General features: G+C 37.9%; 15 protein-coding genes. 9 read left to right on the top strand and 6 right to left on the bottom strand.

Annotated elements, in window-relative coordinates; translation table 11 throughout:
- Position 1 precedes the first annotated feature (1 nt).
- The gene (gene sapA, locus CIK00_RS00910) at positions 2–1,621 is read right to left on the bottom strand and encodes an ABC transporter substrate-binding protein SapA (RefSeq protein ID WP_101767048.1); all 1,620 of its coding nucleotides are present in this window, start codon (positions 1,619–1,621) and stop codon (positions 2–4) included.
- A 136-nt stretch (positions 1,622–1,757) separates the two neighbouring features.
- Positions 1,758–2,792, bottom strand: coding sequence for a phage shock protein operon transcriptional activator (pspF, locus tag CIK00_RS00905; protein WP_101767047.1), 1,035 nt, complete (start codon positions 2,790–2,792; stop codon positions 1,758–1,760).
- Between the two features lie 218 nt (positions 2,793–3,010).
- Here pspF and pspA point away from each other — a divergent pair, with 218 nt between their 5' ends.
- The 6 genes from pspA (at position 3,011) to tyrR (ending at position 8,780) form a co-directional block, all read left to right on the top strand.
- Positions 3,011–3,679 carry a phage shock protein PspA gene (gene pspA / locus CIK00_RS00900; protein ID WP_101767046.1) on the top strand — a complete coding sequence of 223 codons (669 nt, stop codon included), beginning with the start codon at positions 3,011–3,013 and terminating at the stop codon, positions 3,677–3,679.
- Positions 3,680–3,754: 75 nt separating this feature from the next.
- Complete coding sequence (pspB, locus tag CIK00_RS00895; RefSeq protein WP_101767045.1) at positions 3,755–3,982, top strand: envelope stress response membrane protein PspB; 228 nt, start codon at positions 3,755–3,757, stop codon at positions 3,980–3,982.
- The gene (pspC, locus tag CIK00_RS00890; protein ID WP_227990252.1) at positions 3,979–4,368 is read left to right on the top strand and encodes an envelope stress response membrane protein PspC; all 390 of its coding nucleotides are present in this window, start codon (positions 3,979–3,981) and stop codon (positions 4,366–4,368) included. Before pspB ends, pspC begins: the two co-directional genes overlap by 4 nt.
- A 137-nt stretch (positions 4,369–4,505) precedes the next feature.
- The gene (locus tag CIK00_RS00885; protein ID WP_101767043.1) at positions 4,506–5,903 is read left to right on the top strand and encodes a YcjX family GTP-binding protein; all 1,398 of its coding nucleotides are present in this window, start codon (positions 4,506–4,508) and stop codon (positions 5,901–5,903) included.
- Entirely contained in the window at positions 5,900–6,931 is a 1,032-nt protein-coding gene (locus CIK00_RS00880; RefSeq protein WP_101767042.1) for a YcjF family protein, read from the top strand. Before CIK00_RS00885 ends, CIK00_RS00880 begins: the two co-directional genes overlap by 4 nt.
- A 310-nt stretch (positions 6,932–7,241) precedes the next feature.
- Complete coding sequence (tyrR, locus tag CIK00_RS00875) at positions 7,242–8,780, top strand: transcriptional regulator TyrR (RefSeq protein ID WP_101767041.1); 1,539 nt, start codon at positions 7,242–7,244, stop codon at positions 8,778–8,780.
- Between the two features lie 77 nt (positions 8,781–8,857).
- Here tyrR and CIK00_RS00870 read toward each other — a convergent pair whose 3' ends face one another.
- Positions 8,858–9,358: a methylated-DNA--[protein]-cysteine S-methyltransferase gene (locus CIK00_RS00870; RefSeq protein ID WP_101767040.1), complete on the bottom strand. Its 501-nt coding sequence runs from the start codon at positions 9,356–9,358 to the stop codon at positions 8,858–8,860.
- Between the two features lie 163 nt (positions 9,359–9,521).
- Between CIK00_RS00870 and rimJ the strand changes: the two genes are divergently transcribed.
- Positions 9,522–10,106, top strand: a complete 585-nt coding sequence (gene rimJ / locus CIK00_RS00865) for a ribosomal protein S5-alanine N-acetyltransferase (RefSeq protein ID WP_101767039.1) — start codon at positions 9,522–9,524, stop codon at positions 10,104–10,106.
- A gap of 102 nt (positions 10,107–10,208) precedes the next feature.
- Here the strand turns inward: rimJ and pyk are convergent, their stop codons facing one another.
- Positions 10,209–11,654, bottom strand: coding sequence for a pyruvate kinase (gene pyk / locus CIK00_RS00860; protein WP_101767038.1), 1,446 nt, complete (start codon positions 11,652–11,654; stop codon positions 10,209–10,211).
- Positions 11,655–11,862: 208 nt separating this feature from the next.
- A complete protein-coding gene (locus CIK00_RS00855) occupies positions 11,863–12,720 on the bottom strand; it encodes a MurR/RpiR family transcriptional regulator (RefSeq protein ID WP_101767037.1) in 858 nt (285 codons plus the stop codon).
- 358 nt (positions 12,721–13,078) lie between these two features.
- Between CIK00_RS00855 and CIK00_RS00850 the strand changes: the two genes are divergently transcribed.
- The gene (locus tag CIK00_RS00850; protein ID WP_101767036.1) at positions 13,079–13,885 is read left to right on the top strand and encodes an NAD-dependent epimerase/dehydratase family protein; all 807 of its coding nucleotides are present in this window, start codon (positions 13,079–13,081) and stop codon (positions 13,883–13,885) included.
- 840 nt (positions 13,886–14,725) lie between these two features.
- Here the strand turns inward: CIK00_RS00850 and CIK00_RS00845 are convergent.
- On the bottom strand, positions 14,726–15,982 hold the full coding sequence (locus tag CIK00_RS00845) for an L-lactate MFS transporter (protein WP_101767035.1): 1,257 nt from the start codon (positions 15,980–15,982) through the stop codon (positions 14,726–14,728).
- A gap of 931 nt (positions 15,983–16,913) precedes the next feature.
- On the opposite strand from CIK00_RS00845, the gene CIK00_RS00840 reads away from it, so the two are divergent.
- Positions 16,914–19,163 carry an acyl-CoA dehydrogenase gene (locus CIK00_RS00840; protein ID WP_101767034.1) on the top strand — a complete coding sequence of 750 codons (2,250 nt, stop codon included), beginning with the start codon at positions 16,914–16,916 and terminating at the stop codon, positions 19,161–19,163.
- The last annotated feature ends 54 nt before the right edge of the window (positions 19,164–19,217 follow it).

Below are 19,217 nucleotides of genomic sequence, written 5' to 3'. Positions count from 1 at the left end.
TTTACTCAGTCCGATAGACGCTGGAAAATGAATACGAGCCAAAAGGACTCATCTGTAGTCCGCCGAGTGTTTTATTGTGCGCTTGAAAACGCACACCATGAGCAAGAGGAATGATCGGCACTTGTTGATCAAGGATATCTTGTGCATGTTTGTAGTAGTTAACCCGTTGTTGGGTTTTATTAGTACGTAATGCTAACTCAAGTAAATTATCAAACTGAATATCACACCAATTAGCTACATTTAATCCCACATGCTTCGCATTACAAGACAGTAATGGACGCAAAAAATTATCAGGATCACCGTTATCGGCAATCCAACCTGCAAGCATCATATCGTACTTATTCATGTTATTGACACCTAAGCGACCGATATTATCTTGATGATAAATAATCACATTGATACCAATAGCTTTGAGATTAGCTTGAATTAGTTCTGCTGTTTTTTGTGGGCTTGGGTTATAAGGTCGTGATTCTAAAGGAACCCACATCGTTAATATTTGATCAGTGTTATAGCCTGCTTGTTTAAGCAATGCCTTCGCTTTTTTAGGATTATAATTAATGGCTTTACTGTCATTATTATAAGCCCATGATGTTGGTGGTAATAAGCTTTTTGCTTTGGTTGCCGTGCCATAATAGACTGAATTAAGTAGTGTATTTCTGTTAATGGCGTAGCTGATAGCTTCTCGAACTTTGAGGTTGTTTAAGGGCTTTAGATCAGTATTTAATGCTAAAAATGATACGTTCATCCCAGTTTGTGCTAATAATTCATAATTATTATTGTCTGTGATCACCGGTAATTGACTGGCAACAGGCGAAGCTAAGACATCACATTCCGCGCTTAATAATTTGGTTAAATTTCCCATGCCTCGAGAAGAAATATCAAACACCACTTGTTCCATTGGCGCAGTACCTTGCCAATAACCTGTATGGCGCTTTAAACGAATAAGATCGTTAGGGATAAATTGATCAACATAAAAAGGACCAGTCCCTATTGGGCGGCTATCCAATTTACCAATTTGGCCGGACTTTAATAATTGTTGACTATATTCAGCTGAATAAACAACAGCATAACTGGTGGCTAAATTAGATAAGAAAGAATTATCTGGGCGTCTTAATGTAAATTGAACCGTATGAGGATTCAGTGCTTTAATGCTCTCAACATCATTAGCAAATCCGAGACTTTCAAACCACGGATAGCGACCTCCAGAAATATGATGAAAAGGATTGTCGGGATTAATCACGCGCTCAAAACTGAATACAACATCATTAGCATTCATAGTGCGTGTTGGCGTAAACCATGTGGTTGTTTGAAATTTCACGCCTTGGCGAAGAGTAAATGTATACACTAAACCGTCATCACTGATCGTCCAGCTTTTAGCGAGATCGGGTAGTGGTTTATAGCTAATGGGATCGAGTAATAGCAGACGGTCAAAAATTTGTGCCGAAAGGGTTTCTGCTGTTAGTCCACCGTCTGTTAACTGAGGATTAAGCGTTGTTGGTGTATCTTGACCACAATAGACAAACCCGTTTCGTAGGGTAATAGAATCTTTTGTTGGTTGTTTACAGCCACTAAAGGTTAATAAAACCAAACTAGCAATAAAAAGACGATAGTAAGCGCTCATATTTAATAGGCGTTATTTGAAATTAAGTTTTTAAATTTAACATTTTCCATCTCGCTCACCAAGTTATCCTGCTTGTTTTAAATTAAATTAGCGAAAAAGCGTCAATTATGTTGAATAGTAGTCTCAATTTGGTTGATTAATCACCATTAACATTGATGTCATATTTGCGAATTAATCCCCTTAGTTGATGGTAACTAAGGTTTAATAATTCGGCTGCTTTTGTTTGATTAAATTTAGCGAATGTTAAAGATTGTTTAATCCATATAATTTCTTGTTGTTGCAGTTGTTGGCGTAAATCTATAGGGAATGTCAATGTCGCCGTATCTTGTTTTTGTAATTGTACAATTGTCTGGGGTTGGGACAGAGATGGTTGAGTAGTTGCTATGTCAAGTTGCTCCCACGGCGTCGTGAAGGGGTCAATAATAATGGTATCTATAGCTTCATTTTCTATCGCATGACGAAATATCGAGCGTTCAACAACATTTTTTAATTCACGAATATTACCCGGCCATGTGTAGTTTAATAATTGTTGCTGGGCGTGATAACTAAAACCGGCAAAATAACTAAAGTTCATTTCACGACACATTCGAATCGCATAATGTTCGGCTAATGGTAAAATATCATCAGCCCGTGCTCTAAGTGGTGGTAAATGGATCACTTCAAACGCTAATCTATCTAATAAATCGGCTCTAAATTTTCCGTCTATGGCAAGCTGTGGTAAGTTTTGATTGGTGGCACAGATGAGTCGAACATTGGCTTGGCAGCTTTTATTGCCACCAACACGTTCATATTCACCGTATTCAATCACACGTAAGAGTTTTTCTTGAACGCCCATCGGTGCCGTTGCAAGTTCATCTAAAAAAAGTGTGCCATTTTCAGCACGCTCAAATCGCCCCTGATGTCGACCTTTTGCGCCTGTAAATGCGCCAGCTTCATGGCCAAACAGTTCAGAATCAATAACGCCTTCACTTAATGCTGCGCAATTTAAGCTAACAAGAGGTTGATCCCATCGGGTTGATAGATAGTGAATACGTTGTGCAATTAGTTCTTTACCTGTACCGCGTTCCCCTAAAATAAGCACGGGACGATTAAGTGTTGCTAACCGTGATGCGTGATCAAGTACGGCTAAAAAAACGTCTGATTCACCGATTAAATTTTCGGTCTTTCTCATTGGTCAATCTCACTAAAAGTTGGTTATATTCACTATATCATTGTTGGTTAATATACGGTGATATTTATTTAATTACTGTAAAACAGTCACTTAAAAGTTGGCACGCAAGTTGATATGTATATAGAAGAATTGCACCTCACATGACAATATAACGTGAGTCTGATGATATAAACCGTTTATTAAGCGTAATTTAAGACGGTTGACCAAGGAGTTTTATTATGGGTATTTTTTCTCGTTTTGCTGATATTGTAAATGCTAATGTTAATTCATTATTAGATAAGGCTGAAGATCCACAAAAATTAATTCGTCTTATCATTCAAGAAATGGAAGATACATTGGTTGAAGTGCGTACTTCATCAGCGCGTGCATTAGCAGATAAAAAAGAGCTGCGTCGCCGTATTACAGCAATTGAAACACAATCAACAGATTGGCAACAAAAAGCCAGTTTAGCGATTCAAAAAGGCCGTGAAGATCTTGCTCGTGCCGCATTAATTGAAAAACAAAAGTTAGTTGATGTTGCGTTAACATTAAATGAAGAATATAAGTTAGTTGATGAAACGATTGAGAAATTATCGTTAGAAGTGGCTGAACTTGAGCGTAAATTATTAGAAACTCGTGCTCGTCAGCAAGCGTTAGTGACGCGTCATAAAGCTGCCGACACGCGCCGAGATGTACGTCGTCAACTTGATACCAGTAAAGTTGATGAAGCAATGTCGAAGTTTGAACAATACGAGCGTCGTATTGATGAAATGGAAGCAGAAGCGGATAGCTATAGTTTTGGTCGTGGAAAAAGCTTAGAGTCAGAATTTGCAGATCTTCAAGCACAAGACGATATTGAAAAAGAGCTTGAGAGTCTAAAAGCAAGCATGAATAATAAACAACAGTAATTGTAAGGTATTGCCTTTTCAATAATAGAAAAACAATAATAATGCTATTACCTTTGCGTGAAAGGAGAACAACAAATGTCGATGGGTTTTATTAGTATTCCGTTAGTGGTGTTTATGATTATTGTGGCGCCATTGTGGTTGATTCTTCATTACCGCAGTAAGCATAAATCAGGTGAGGGATTATCTGGTGAGGATCATCAAAAGTTAGAAACCTTAGTGGCACGCGCAGAGGTGATGCAAGAGCGAATTGTTACGCTTGAGCGAATTCTAGATGCTGATGTACCACAATGGAGGCAGAAATAGTGCGTAAAACATTATTCCGTGATCCTAAAAATGGTAAATTAGGCGGTGTTTGTGCAGGTTTAGCTGAATATTTCGGTGTTGAAATTTGGTTGATGCGTATCTTGGCTGTTACGGCTTTTTTATTAGGTGTTGGTTTTTTTGCAACTGTGGCTTATATCGCAGCGTGGTTAATTTTAGACAAAATGCCACCGCAACGGAAAGAACAACAGCATCAATATACCGAACATAACGTCAAGCAAAAACCATGGCAAACAGGGCAATCAGCGCAACAAATTTTACATAATGTTGAAACTGAACTTGGGCGTAGTGAAGCTAAAATTCAAAAAATGGAAGCTTATGTAACATCTTCTGCCTTTAAAGTTGATCGTGAATTTAATAAACTTTAGCGTAGAAATCTAAAGTGCTTGATATTATTTCGTAGATTAAGTTGATAAATACTATCAAGATGAAGCAGGTACTGATGATATCAGGCCTGCTTTTTTGTGGTTGGTTATAAAACCATATCGATGAATAGGGAACCGTGATGAATCGAATTAGCAATGAAGTGAATAAATGGGTTAACCGCAGCCTTGATCGCCATGTGCGTCTTGCGGTAACCGGTTTATCTCGCGCAGGAAAAACGGCCTTTATTACCTCACTGATTAACCAGTTATTACACGCCAGTATTAATCCTCGATTACCGATGTTTTCAGCGGTAAGAGAAGGCTATTTATTAGGTTCAAAAAGAGTACCTCAGCTGGATATGCATGTCCCTAAATTTGGCTATGATGATGGTATGAATGCGTTATTATCGGCTCCACCATCATGGCCTCAGCCAACCTGTGATGTTAGTCAAACGCGATTAGCATTGCGCTTTAAACCGCAAAAAGGGGCCTTGAAATTATTTCAAGATACGGCGACGTTATATCTCGATATTATTGATTACCCTGGTGAGTGGTTATTAGATTTACCCTTACTTGATCTTGATTTCATGAATTGGTCGAAGCAACAAGCACAAGCATTAAAAGGTCAGCGGTTAGCATTAGCACAATCATGGTTATCAATGGGGGAGCTGTTTGATCCTTTTGCTCCTGCTGATGAAGCCTTGATTGAAACGATTTCTGCTTCGTTTACGGATTATTTACATCAATGTAAGGCCGAAGGTGGTTTACATTGGGTTCAGCCGGGGCGGTTTGTATTACCTGGGGAATTAGCGGGCGCGCCCGTATTACAGTTTTTCCCGATGGTCTGGACCAATAAATATACTGAGCAACAACTAGCAACAGCCACTGATGATAGTAACTTTGGGATGCTAAAAAAACGTTATAAGTATTATCAGCAACATGTCGTGAAAGCTTTTTATCGTGATCATTTCTCTAAGTTTGATCGACAAATTGTGCTGGTTGATTGCTTACAACCATTAAATGCAGGTCATGAGTCGTTTAATGATATGCGCCAAGCATTAGATCAATTGATGCAAAGCTTTAAATATGGTCGTAGTTCAATGTTACGACGGTTATTTTCACCACGGATTGATAAAGTGTTGTTTGCCGCGACAAAAGCGGATCATATCACCCCAGAGCAACACCCAAACTTAGTTGGCTTATTACAGCAATTGGTTAATGAAGCATGGCAAACTGCCTCGTTTGAAGGTATTAGCATGGATTGTGTTAGCTTGGCATCGATTCAAGCGAGTAAGCCTGGTTTTGTGAATTACCAAGGTAAACAAGTACCCGCATTACGTGGTACGGATATTTCTGGTAATGCACAAACTTTCTTTCCTGGTGATGTGCCGCGACGATTACCCAATCAAGATTTTTGGGATAAAAATGGATTCGATTTCATTAATTTACGCCCTTTACCACAACAAATAGATGAACCGTTACCGCATATTCGAATGGATAAAGCACTGGAATATCTTTTGGGAGATAAATTGCAATGACAGAGCCATTAAAAGCAAAAATAGTGTTTGATGAGGTTCAACCGCCGTTAAATGATCAACAACCGGATTTAACGATAAAAATGAACTTTGAACAACAAAGCGAATTTTTGCCTGATACAGTTGAGAGTACTGAAGTTGAGAGCGAACAAACGCTAGAACAAATTTTAGCCGCTAAGCCTAAACGTCGTTATCGTTGGTTCAAAGGGTTATTGGTTGCTGGTGCTGCTATGGTTGGCTGGCAAACCGTGGATCATGTCACAACAGCTTATCAAACCAGTAATTGGCTATCGTTAGGGTGGAGTGCCATTGTTGCAGGTATTGCTGTGGCGGGTATTGGTGCGTTAGGACGTGAGTTTATTAATTTACGCCGTTTAAAACAACGTCAAACTGAACGTGAGCAAGCGCAGCTATTATTAGTGGCTGATGGTATTGGGGCTGGTAAAGCTTTTTGCGTTAAATTAGCTAAATTAAGCCAAATTCCAACCGATAATCATGGTTATGATCGTTGGCTCCATGCATTAGCTGCAACCCATAATGATCGAGAAGTGTTGGCGCTTTATGATCAAATGGTGGTGAGTCAACAAGATAAATTAGCCCGACAGTTAGTGGCAAAATATTCTAGTGAAGCGGCATTAATGGTGGCGCTGAGTCCGTTAGCGGTGGCTGATATGTTGTTAGTTGCTTGGCGTAATTTTCGTTTAATTGAACAAATTTCAGCAGTGTATGGTATTGAACTTAGTTATTGGTCACGGATTAAATTAGTCAAACTAGTGCTCGCGAATATGGCATTTGCTGGTGCATCTGAAGTGATTGCCGATTTAGGGATGGATATGCTGTCGATGGATCTTGCTGGAAGAATGTCAACCCGAGTAGCCCAAGGTGTTGGGGTCGGTTTATTAACAGGTCGATTAGGACTTAAAGCGATTAACCTTATGCGTCCATTACCATGGATGGAGGGTGAACAGCCTAAATTGAGTGAAATTCGTCGCGACCTATTAAGTCAATTAGGTAAGCAAGATAAGCGCTAACGATTGAATTAATACACAATAAAAAAGAGAACTTCGGTTCTCTTTTTTATTGTCGATAATATTTCTTTTTATATTTAATCTATGTATATGCGATCTCGTGGCTTGACTCATTAATGGGTTAGTCGCACACTGACACAACTGTCAGGAATAGTTGACAGTATTCACTTATGGATACTTTTAATTGTGTGGATTAAGTCTCTCAGGGGTAAATCTTAACACTATGATTAATATTGGTATTGTTCAAGATTGTCCTAAATGGATAACTGTAATTAATTATACACAAAAGATAAATAACAATAAGGTGTAAACAATGAGATTACAGGTGTTTTGCGAAGATAGAGTAGGTATGACTCGTGAATTATTGGATATTTTAACGAGTCAAGATATTGATCTTCGTGGGATTGAAATTGATCGTATTGGTATTATTTATTTAAATTGTCCAGAAGTTGAGTTTGAGCAATTTAGTCAATTAATGTCACAGATTCGGCAGTTAGATGGCGTTACTGATGTCCGTAAAATTCAATTTATGCCTAGTGAACGCGAACATACCGAGTTATCTGCTTTATTACAGACGTTACCTGATCCATTTTTTACCATTAATTTAAATGGTAAAGTGGATTTTGCAAATCAAGCTGCTGAACAATTAATGGGTCATCGAAGTGACGACTTATTCAATGAAAATATTCATTCTTTACTTGGGTTCAATTTTTCTCGCTGGTTAGATAAAGATCAGGCGAAAAAACACAGTGAGATTGTAGTGATTTCGGGGCTAGATTATCAAATGGATATTATGCCAGTATTTGTCAGTGATGATGCACCTGAGCCTGTACTTGTTAGTGCTTTAATTTTATTGAAATCACTTTCTGAAGCTAAAATGCCGATGGTTATGCGTAGTATTCATGGTGACAGTGGTTTTGAGCATTTTATTGGTCATTCATCGCGGTTTAAGCACTTACTTGGCCAAGCAAAAAAGCTCGCATTGCTTGATGCACCGTTGCTTATTCAAGGCGAAACGGGGACGGGTAAAGAGATGTTAGCCCGAGCTTGTCATCAACGCTCAGTGCATCGTGATAAGCCATTTTTAGTGGTTAATTGTATATCTATGCCGGATAATGCGGCAGAAACAGAGTTGTTTGGTTGCATTGGAAGTGTCAGCGAACCGGCTAAAAAGGGTATTTTTGAACAAGCGGCTGGTGGTACTGTTTTTTTGTATGAAATTGGTGAGATGTCAAAGCACTTACAGATTAAATTATTACGCTTTTTACAAGATGGTACTTTCCGTCGTGTAGGTGAAGAAGCGGAAATAAAAGTATCGGTCCGGGTAATTTGTTCTACTCAAAAGAGATTACTTGATTTGGTTGCTGATGGCGCGTTTCGTGAGGATCTTTACTATCGCCTTAATGTGCTGGCTTTAGTGGTACCACCATTGCGAGAGCGTGCCGCCGATATTGTACCGTTAGCTGAATTATTCTTAACACAATTTTCTCAAGAGCTATACCAACCTAAACCTATATTATCTGAAGAATTAGCGCTTGCCCTTAAGCAATATGCTTGGCCTGGAAATATTCGTCAATTACGTAATGTTTTATTTCGTGCAATGACACAGGTAGAAGGGGCTGAAATGACGTCTGCTTATGTGCAATTACCCGAAAATGAATCGACGACTGTTCTTAGTGAAGAAATATTAACCGGTTCGTTAGATGAAATAATGAAACGTTATGAATCAGGCATTTTATCTAATTTATATCAGAGCTATCCATCAACCCGTAAACTCGCGAAACGACTTGGGGTTTCTCATACTGCTGTAGCGAATAAGCTTCGTGAATATGGGCTTAGCAAACGTAACTGATCCTTAAGCTTAAAATAAAAGAGATAGCCATTATTGCTATCTCTTTATTTTTTATAACAAACAATAAAGCTATGGAATTAGTATTCGTCGTTTTGATGCTCTTCCAACAAGATAGTATCACCAGCTTCTAAGGCTAATAATAGTGCAACGATTTCTTCACCATAACGATAGCCGCATAATGAATTATGGCTATTTAATACTCGGTGGCAAGGGATCACAATGGGAATAGGGTTAACATTTTTAGCTATACCTATTGCTTGGGTTGCTTTGGTATTGCCAATATTTGCGGCTATTTGTTCGTAGGTAACTGTTTCGCCATAAGGAACATCAGCAATGGCATGCCATATTTGCTGTTGAAATAGGGTGCCTTGAGGAGCGAGAGGAAAAGTGAATTTTTTTCGGGAGCCGATGAGGTATTCTTTGAGTTGTCTAATGAAGGGAGCCATAAACTCGGGGTTATGCTGCCATATTTCATTAGGGCTATAGCTGGGACTCATAATTGATAGTTGTCGAAGACCTTGATGATCGGCCAGCAACATAATATTTCCCAGTTCTGTTTCAATACAATCGTAATACATCAATCACTCACTAAAGGCGTAATAATTAATAACATTGACTGCCGAAGAGTAACAGACAACGCTATGCTAATATATCGAATATTGAATGTGGCTTGTATTCAATATCATGTAAACTCATAAAATGTGCGTTATATCAATTAACACTGTCATATCGAGGTCGTACTTGTTTCATTCAATTATACATCGCTCATCAACTATTATACTTGATGATATAAAAATTCGCTTGATTGAAGCGCGAGATGCGGAACAAATTTCAGCATACTATCAACGTAACCGTCATTTTCTTGCGCCTTGGGAGCCATTACGGCATGAGGCTTTTTTTAGCCTTGCGGGTTGGCAACAACGTTTAGAACAAATCGCGACCCTACATCGTCATGAGATGGCTTTTTATTTTGTTATCGAGCATCGTGAAACGAACGCTATTATTGGCGTGATTAATTTTAGTAATTTAGTGAAGTCACCCTTTTACGCCTGCCATGTCGGTTATTCATTAGATCAAGAGCATCAGGGCAAAGCGGTGATGCGTCGTGCGCTAACGGCGGTATGTGAGTGGATCTTTATCGATAAACATTTTCACCGCGTTATGGCCGCGTATATGCCACATAATAATAAAAGTGGCGGTGTATTAACGGCGGTTGGTTTTGAGCAAGAAGGGTTAGCAAAAGATTATTTATTGATCAATGGTCAATGGCAAGATCATATTTTAACATCGTTAGTGAATCCTAATTGGTCACTGCCGATAAACTGAGTCTGGTTTAAAACCGAAAAAGGCTGAGAATACGATCTCAGCCTTTGTTATTCATTGTTTTCATTGCTATTAATGATACGTGTATAACGGCGCAGTTAAGAATTAATCAACCGTTAAAATACGCATATTATTGGTTGATCCTACCGTATCCATTTTATCACCTTGGGTAATAATGGTTAAATCGCCAGCTTGTACATATCCTGCTTCTTTTAGCACATTCAGAGCATGTTTTGCCGCTTCTAAACCTGCGTCACTATCACGATCAAAAAAGACGGGAGTAACGCCGCGATATAATGAAGCTTGGTTCAATGTCGTTTTATTTCTTGATAACGCAAAAATAGGCAATCCTGATGAAATACGAGACATTAAGCGGGGTGTACGGCCGGATTCTGTCATCACGACAATTGCTTTAATGCCCACCATATGATTAGCGGCATACATGGTTGCCATTGCAATAGTTTCTTCAGGATTTGAGAATTCACGATCTAAACGGTGATTGGAAATATTAATACTCGGTTCTTTTTCCGCGCCAAGACAAACACTCGCCATTATTGTCACGGTTTCAACAGGGAAATCACCTGCGGCGGTTTCTGCCGATAACATTACCGCATCAGTACCGTCTAATACTGCATTAGCAACGTCCATCACCTCAGCTCGCGTTGGCATTGGGCTAGTGATCATTGATTCCATCATTTGAGTTGCAGTGATAACGGTACGGTCTAAGCTACGAGCACGACGGATCAGCTTTTTTTGTACGCCAACAAGCTCAGGATCGCCAATCTCAACCCCTAAATCACCTCGGGCAACCATCACTACATCAGATGCTAGAATAATGTCATCCATCGCTTCAGTGGTTGCAACCGTTTCTGCTCGCTCTACTTTGGCGACTAATTTTGCTGTTAATCCCGCCTCTGTTGCTAATTGACGGGCGTAATGCATATCTGCACCATTGCGAGGAAAAGAAACTGCGAGGTAATCAACCTTCATGGCTGCGGCTGTAATAATGTCTGCTTTATCTTTTGCTGTTAATGCTGCTGCAGATAAGCCACCGCCTTTTTTATTTATGCCCTTGTTATTAGATAAAGGGCCAGCAACGGTAACGATAGTATGTACTTTATTACCCGTTACTTCAGTAACTTGCAGTTGAACTCGACCATCATCAAGTAACAACACATCGCCTTTAATAACATCATTTGGCAGTTCTTTATAGTCAAGACCAACAGCATCTTGGTGACCTTCACCTTTGGGTAAGTCACTATCAAGCGTAAAGGTATCACCAATATTGAGCTGAATTTTACCTTCTTTAAAGGTTGATACACGAATTTTAGGGCCTTGAAGATCACCTAAAATCGCGACATGTTTACCTAAACGAGCTGCTATTTCGCGTACTTGTTGGGTGCGAAGGATATGATCTTCTGGGCTGCCATGGGAAAAGTTCATTCGAACCACATCAGCACCCGCAGCAATGATTTTTTCTAGGTTATTATCGCGATCAGTTGCAGGTCCAAGGGTGGTAACAATTTTAGTACGTCTTAGTTGTTCTGACATTATAAACTCCATGTAAATAAACGGACTTAATTTATCCAATATGTTCGCAGTATATAAATGGCTTTATATTGAATAAACAAGGCGGTATATATGAATACGGTTTAGTAATTTAAGATAAAAGTATGGTAGTTATTATCATATAAGGTGGGTAACTATGAGTGTGCAATAATCTTGATAGCGAAGCCGAAGCCTCACTTAATGTTAGTTATTACAGCAAATGATATTCTTTAGAAAAACGGGAGTCTTTGAGTGAGTCTTTGACTCGTTTTAGATTATCACGAAAACTGGATCCGCGACGTAGTGTAAAGCCTGTTGCGAGAACATCAATCACTGTCATTTGTACAACGCGACTTGCCATTGGCATATAAATATCGGTATCTTCAGGAATATCAAGGCAAATCGACAATGAACATTCACGTTCTAATGGTGAATGCTTTGCGGTAATACCAATGACTGTCGCGCCATTTTCACGTGCCATTTGTGCGATTTCAACCAGACTTTTAGTACGCCCAGTGTGTGAAATAACCACTACAACATCACCATCACTGCAATTAATTACACTCATGCGTTGCATAATAATGTCATCAAAACACACAATCGGGATATTAAATCGAAAGAACTTATTTTGAGCATCATGCGCGACTGAAGCGGATGCACCTAGACCAAAAAAGGATATTTTTTTTGCTTGGGTGAGTAAATCAACAGCACGATTAATTTGCATAGGGTCGATGCTATTTTTAGCAACATCTAAGCAAGCCATGGTCGATTCAAATATTTTTGCGGTGTAGGCATCAGGACCATCATTTTCTTCGACATTACGATTTACATAAGGGGTACCATTTGCCAAACTTTGGGCTAAATGTAATTTAAAATCAGGAAAGCCTTTGGTATCAAGTCGACGACAAAAACGGTTAACAGTCGGTTCACTCACATCGGCCATTTTAGCTAATGTTGCAATGCTTGAGTGAATCGCTGTTTGTGGCGAGGCTATAATAACTTCCGCTACTTTACGTTCAGATTTGCTGAAGTGTTCTAAGTTATTTTGTATTTTTTCTATGGTATTCATAGTTATTTATGCACTTCGTTATTGAATTTCATTTGTAGCATTCTTGTCATCAAGTTGCCCATATAATGAAACTATACTACTTAACTATTAACATGTTCTAGCTATTAACCGTGTTTTTCAGGGCGTTTTTATTAGATTTTGATCGCGATCGACTTTTTATTTTCAGAATTGAAATTTATAAAACAAATAATGTTATTTTTTGTTGTTTTATTTTACCAGTTATAAGTATTTGTTTTATAAATAAAGCGTTATTTTAAGCAATGAAATAAATAAGCATGATTCTATTGTGTAGGTTTTTAATTAAAGTAATTAAATGACAAGTTTGATTAAATGTAGATATAAATAAAAAGGAATATCAATGAAAGTTAGTATTTGTGGCTGTGGATGGCTCGGATTACCGTTAGCATTATCATTAAAAAGCCAAGCGATTGAAGTATGGGGTTCTAAAACAACCATTGAGGGGGCAAATGTATTACAACAACAAGGTATTAATAGCTGTTTATTAACTCTGCCTCTGATTGGGGATATTGATCCTGCAATAGTCCAATTTTTAACAACGGATGTACTGATAATTGCGATTCCACCGGGACGAAAAAATCTTGATCCACAGGATCATATTGAAAAGGTAATGTCATTAGCAACCGCAGCAAAGAAAGCAGGGTGTCAGCGGATTATTTTTATTAGTACTACTTCTGTATATGACCCATTGCAAGGGGAGGTACTAGAAACAACCCCGGTTAATCCTAGTTCGGCTTCTGGGCAATTACATTACGCATTAGAACAGCAGTTACGTCAGCAATGGCAACAACAACTGACGGTGTTACGTTTATCTGGATTAATTGGACCACAACGGCATCCGGTGACGTTTTTATCTGGTCGTCAACAGTTGAGTGCAGCTAAACAGCCTGTAAATCTAGTACATCTTGATGATTGTATTGGTGTGATTACTGCCATTATTACGCAGCATCCTTCAATGCCTATCATGCATTTAGCGGCAAGTACCCATCCTACTCGCGAGCAATATTATACAGCGATGGCTATTAAGTTACAGTTGCCACTTCCTGAGTTTGGTAATGATGATAATGGTATTAATGGTAAGGAAATCAATTCAAATCAGACAATTAGACATTTAGGTATTGTGTTACAGCATGATGATTTGCTGTAAGGCACGCCGCAGATTCGCTAAAAAAAGCAAAAAAAAACGCTGAAATAAATATTTCAGCGTAAACAAAAAATACAATTAGGATTTAAAGCAGTAGTAGCAATTTGAATTACAGATATTGTGTTTGACGGCCTGAAAAACAAAATAAGCATCTATAATTCCAATTCTTATATAATCAGACTGCCCGTTAATGAAAGAGTTCAATTTAATATAAAAAAGATGTCATTATTTTATTGAAAGCTGCTGTTTACTTCTCTTACATCGACGTTTGATAGCGCAGATGTCATGATTGTAGATAAAAAAATCCCGCTGACAAATATCAGCGGGATGGAGATTATCCAAAAAAAAATACAATTAGGATTTAAAGCAGTAGTAGCAATTTGAATTACAGATGTTGTGTTTGACGGCCTGAAAAACAAAATAAGCATCTATAATTCCAATTCTTATATAATCAGACTGCACGTTAATGAAAGAGTTCAATTTAATATAAAAAAGATGTAATTATTTTATTGAAGGTTGCTGTTTACTTCTCTTACATCGATGTCTGATAGAGCAGATGCCATGATTGTAGATAAAAAAAATCCCGCTGACAAATATCAGCGGGATGGAGATTATCCAAAAAATACAATTAGGATTTAAAGCAGTAGTAAATTAAACATTTCATAAAAGGCATTATTGCAGTGCAAAATAACCATTTATCAAATTGAATACATATATAAGACTTACAATATTTGTAAAGGTTCCTAAAATAATTGTTTTTTTTTACTTTAAAATGAGTATATTTGTAACATTATGATTTAATTCATTTTTATTTTTTGTGTTGAATGTTTTAAGATCATTACATTATGCTGTTGCTTTTTTTGTGCGAGTTTGCATTACATTTGGTTCCGTTTGTGATTGCTTCTTTGGGTTTTTCGTGAAAAGAGAGAACACAAACGCGATAGCCATAATAATCGTTGAGTAGAAATAAGCTAATTGGTAATTACCTGTAGTGTCAACAGCACTTGCTGCAATGACAGGACCAATAAAACCACTAACGCCCCACGCGGTGTAAACCACGCCATAGTTTGTACCATAGTTTTTGAGACCGTAGAAACCAGCAGTGAGTGATGGGAATACCGCAGGTAATGTACCATAGCATAGCCCCGCAATCGCCATACCAATAATTAGACTAATATGAGTACTGTAATGAGGGAACAACAGCATATTGGTAATCGATAGCACAAATGATAATGATAATGTTTTTAAGCCACCAATTTTATCGCAAAGCATACCCGCTAAAACACGGCCAGATGTGTTAAACAACGCTAGGATAACAACAAGATGTGCGGCGTCTGTCATATCTGCTTGTATTGCTGCGATTGACGTAATGTTACCGATGATCATCAAACCTGTTGATGACGCACATAGGTACATAATCCAAAGATTATAGAACTGTGATGTTTTAAGCATTGATGTCCAACACATTTCTGTTTGTGGAATAATTACTTCTTTTTCTGTTTTCTTTACTGCTGATGCTGAAGAAACAGGTACATAGTTTTCAGATGGATTAGTGATCGTAAATGCAAGTGGTGTTGCAATACACAATAAGGCAACGCCTAGAATATTAAAGCTATAATTAATACCATAGCTCGCAATTAATGATGTGATCAGTGGTGCTAGATAAACGCCCGCTAAGCCAAATCCCGCAGTGATTAAACCATTGACTAAGCCACGTTTTGACGGATGAAACCATTTCATTGCTGCTGGACTTAAACAAGCATAACTAAACCCAATACCGCCACCCGCTAAAATGCCAAAAGTAAAGATCAGTTGTGTGGAATTTGTTACATAACCTGATGCGATAAGGCCTAAACCTGCGAAAATAGTACCTGTAATTAATACTAGTTTAGGTCCAAATTTGTCTTGCAGAATACCAGCTAAAAGAAGAGTTATAGAAAATGTAATTATAGCAACAGTATATGGAAGTGAAGCTTCAGAATTTGTCCAACCTAGATTAATAACAAGTGCTTTTTTAAATACACTCCAAGTAAATAAGATACCAATACATAAATTAATACAAAATCCAGCAATAAGAATTTGTTTTGCTCTGTCAAACATGAAGTTTCTCTCTAATAATACTTATATGCTGGATGGTCATATAAATAGTTTGGCATAATATTAATTTGAAAATAAATATTACATGATTATTCTGTGAGGGGATTTTAATGATAATAATAATATTAGCAAGCTAAGTAGCGAATAAAAAGTAATTAAATTAAACCTTTGATTTTAAATGTTTTTATTTAATTTTTCAGTGTAAGTAAATGTAATAAAAATAGTATTTGTATTATGTATTACAAATCAATTATAGATATTTTTTAATGTTTAAAATATATCTATAATTGATTTTAAGGCTAATTAATAGAACTAAAAATAACGGCATTTAAATAAGCATGTTATTTAAAAGTATATTTATAAGTATGATTTAAAACTAAAAAATGAATGGTTTTTTGTAAATAAAAAATATCATTTACGGGTATTTCCATTTGTAATAATAGGTTTCTATTTATATCTTTTGGTATTTGTTTACTAATAAGATAAGTCGTGATGTGAATAGGAATAGCGGTGATTAAAAGAATGGAAAATAGATGATAGATAAAGAAAAACCTACCTCAATGAACGAAGTAGGTTACGAAGAATATTCTTCAAGAAAAAAGCAGTAGTTTTTGTAAGACAAATTTTTTTATTATTGGTTCCTATAAAGAGGAAAATAAGTTTGATTGTCTTTGATTCAGTTACTCATGATGTGATTAACCGTGTCTTTCTTGTTATTTATTAAGAAATACAACACTGAATGGATATTTTATAGTGTGATGTAACTGGGTTGTTAAATTATGCTGTGTTATATATTATTTAAACAAGTATTTTATTCTAATGATAGATGTGATTTATCGGTCTATTTCTTATTAATTTGCTATCAAAATATTTCGTGACAAATAACTGAAATCAGTACACCACATAGTCATTGAATCACAAAAGGATATGCATTATGAGCTCGTTATCAACCATGCGTAAACGTTATGTAAGTGATCCTGTTTTTAGACGGTTTAAAACATTATTACCGCCACTGTCTAATACTGAAAAAGAAGCAATGGAAGCGGGTAGTGTGTGGTGGGACGGTGAGTTATTTGGTGGGGCTCCACAATGGCAAACATTGCTTGATTACCCTAAGCCGACATTGACGCAAGAAGAACAACATTTTATTGATACAACATTGCAGATCTTATTAGCAATGTTAAATGATTATCAAATTGTGCAGCAACAAAAAGATTTACCCGCTGAAGTTTGGCAATTTTTACGTAATGAAAAATTCTTTGCGTTAATTATCAGTAAACAATATGGCGGCCTTAATTTTTCAGCCCATGCTAATTCAACGATTGTGGCACAAATAGCGACCCGAAGTTTAAGTGCTGCAGTTTGTGTGATGGTGCCAAATTCACTTGGTCCCGGTGAATTACTTACCCATTACGGTACACCACAACAAAAAGAATATTGGTTACCTCGACTCGCTAATGGAGAAGATATTCCTTGTTTTGCATTAACAGGTCCAGAAGTAGGATCTGACGCTGGCAGCATTCCTGATGAGGGAATAGTTTGTTATGGGGAATATGATGGTGAGCAAGTTCTCGGCTTAAACCTCACATGGAATAAGCGTTATATTACGCTAGCGCCTGTTGCGACGGTGCTTGGGTTGGCATTTAAAATGAAAGATCCCCAAGGTTTACTTGGCGATAAAGTCGATTTAGGTATTACTTGTGCGTTGATTCCGGCTGATCATGCTGGCGTTGATATTGGTGAGCGGCATGATCCACTTAATATGGCATTTATGAACGGTCCTACGCGCGGTCATAATGTGTTTATTCCATTAGACTGGATCATTGGCGGCCAAGATTATGCAGGAAAAGGCTGGCGAATGCTGGTGGAGTGTTTATCTGCAGGACGAGGTATATCATTGCCTGCTTTAGGAACGGCTGTTGGGCACTTAGCTGCCAAAACAACGGGAGCCTATGCTGTTGTACGTAAACAGTTTGGTATGCCGATTGGTGATTTTGAAGGGGTAGCACAAGCATTAGGTCGTATTGGTGGCTTTACTTATATGCTAGAAGCGGCTCGAACATTGACAACAACGGCATTAGATATGGGGCAAACACCAGGCATTGTGACAGCCATTGCTAAATACCATATGACAGAGATGTCTCGAACCGTTTTAAATGATGCGATGGATGTACATGCTGGACGGGCTATTCAATTGGGGCCAATGAATTATTTGGGTCATCATTATTTTGGTATTCCAGTAGCAATAACCGTTGAGGGAGCAAATATAATCACCCGTAATTTAATGATCTTTGGTCAAGGCGCAACACGGTGTCATCCTTATGTACTTGATGAAATGGCAGCAGCAGCTAACCCAGATTCAGATCAAGGTCTGAACGATTTTGATAGCTTGTTGATGCAGCATATTGGTTTTGCGACCCGTAATGTAACCAAGTCGTTGTTAAACGCGGTGAGTGGCAGTTGTTTTAATCGTGCTCCTATTCGTGGAGAAATACGTCATTACTATCGCCATTTAAGCCGTATGTCAAAAGCGCTTGCCGTTTGTGCGGATATATCAATGTTGAGCTTAGGCGGTGAATTAAAACGTCGAGAGTTATTATCTGCTCGCTTAGGTGATGTGCTTAGTTATTTATATTTAGCATCAGCAACATTGAAACGATTTGAAGACCAAGGTCGTCAGCCGCAAGATCTACCGCTAGTTGATTATGCATTACAGCATTGTTTGCATCAATGTGGCGTCGCATTTGATGAAGTGTTTACGAATTTTCCTCGTAAAGGGGTTGGACGCACATTACGATTATTAACATTCCCTTTGGGTATACATTATTCGGCGCCTAAAGATGAAATTAGTATCAGTATTGCAGCATTATTAATGACACCGAGTGTACATCGCGATCGATTAACACATTTATGTTATGTCGGCGATAGAGAGGATGATCCCGTAGCAATTATGGAACGCGCATTTATTGCCGTGCATGAGATCAAACCTTTAGAACGCAAATTAATGCAAGCAACACGCAATGGTGAGATCCCACGCAAAGCTTTATTCAATAAGAAGTTACAGTTAGCGTTGGATGCGGGAGTGGTCACAGAAGAGGAGGTAAAAAAAATAGAGAATGCTGAGCAACTAAGGCAGAAAGCGATTCAAGTCGATCATTTCTGTGCTAGCCATTTTAATAACTAAGTTTGCTACCAGGGAAGGCAGCTTAGGGTACTTAGTCTTTGATATATAAACCTG

Origin of the sequence: Photobacterium carnosum (genome assembly GCF_002849605.1) — a bacterium.
Classification (GTDB): Bacteria; Pseudomonadota; Gammaproteobacteria; order Enterobacterales; family Vibrionaceae; genus Photobacterium; species Photobacterium carnosum.
The sequence above is the reverse complement of the archived record's forward strand: the minus strand, read 5'-3'. Positions and strand labels throughout refer to the sequence as shown.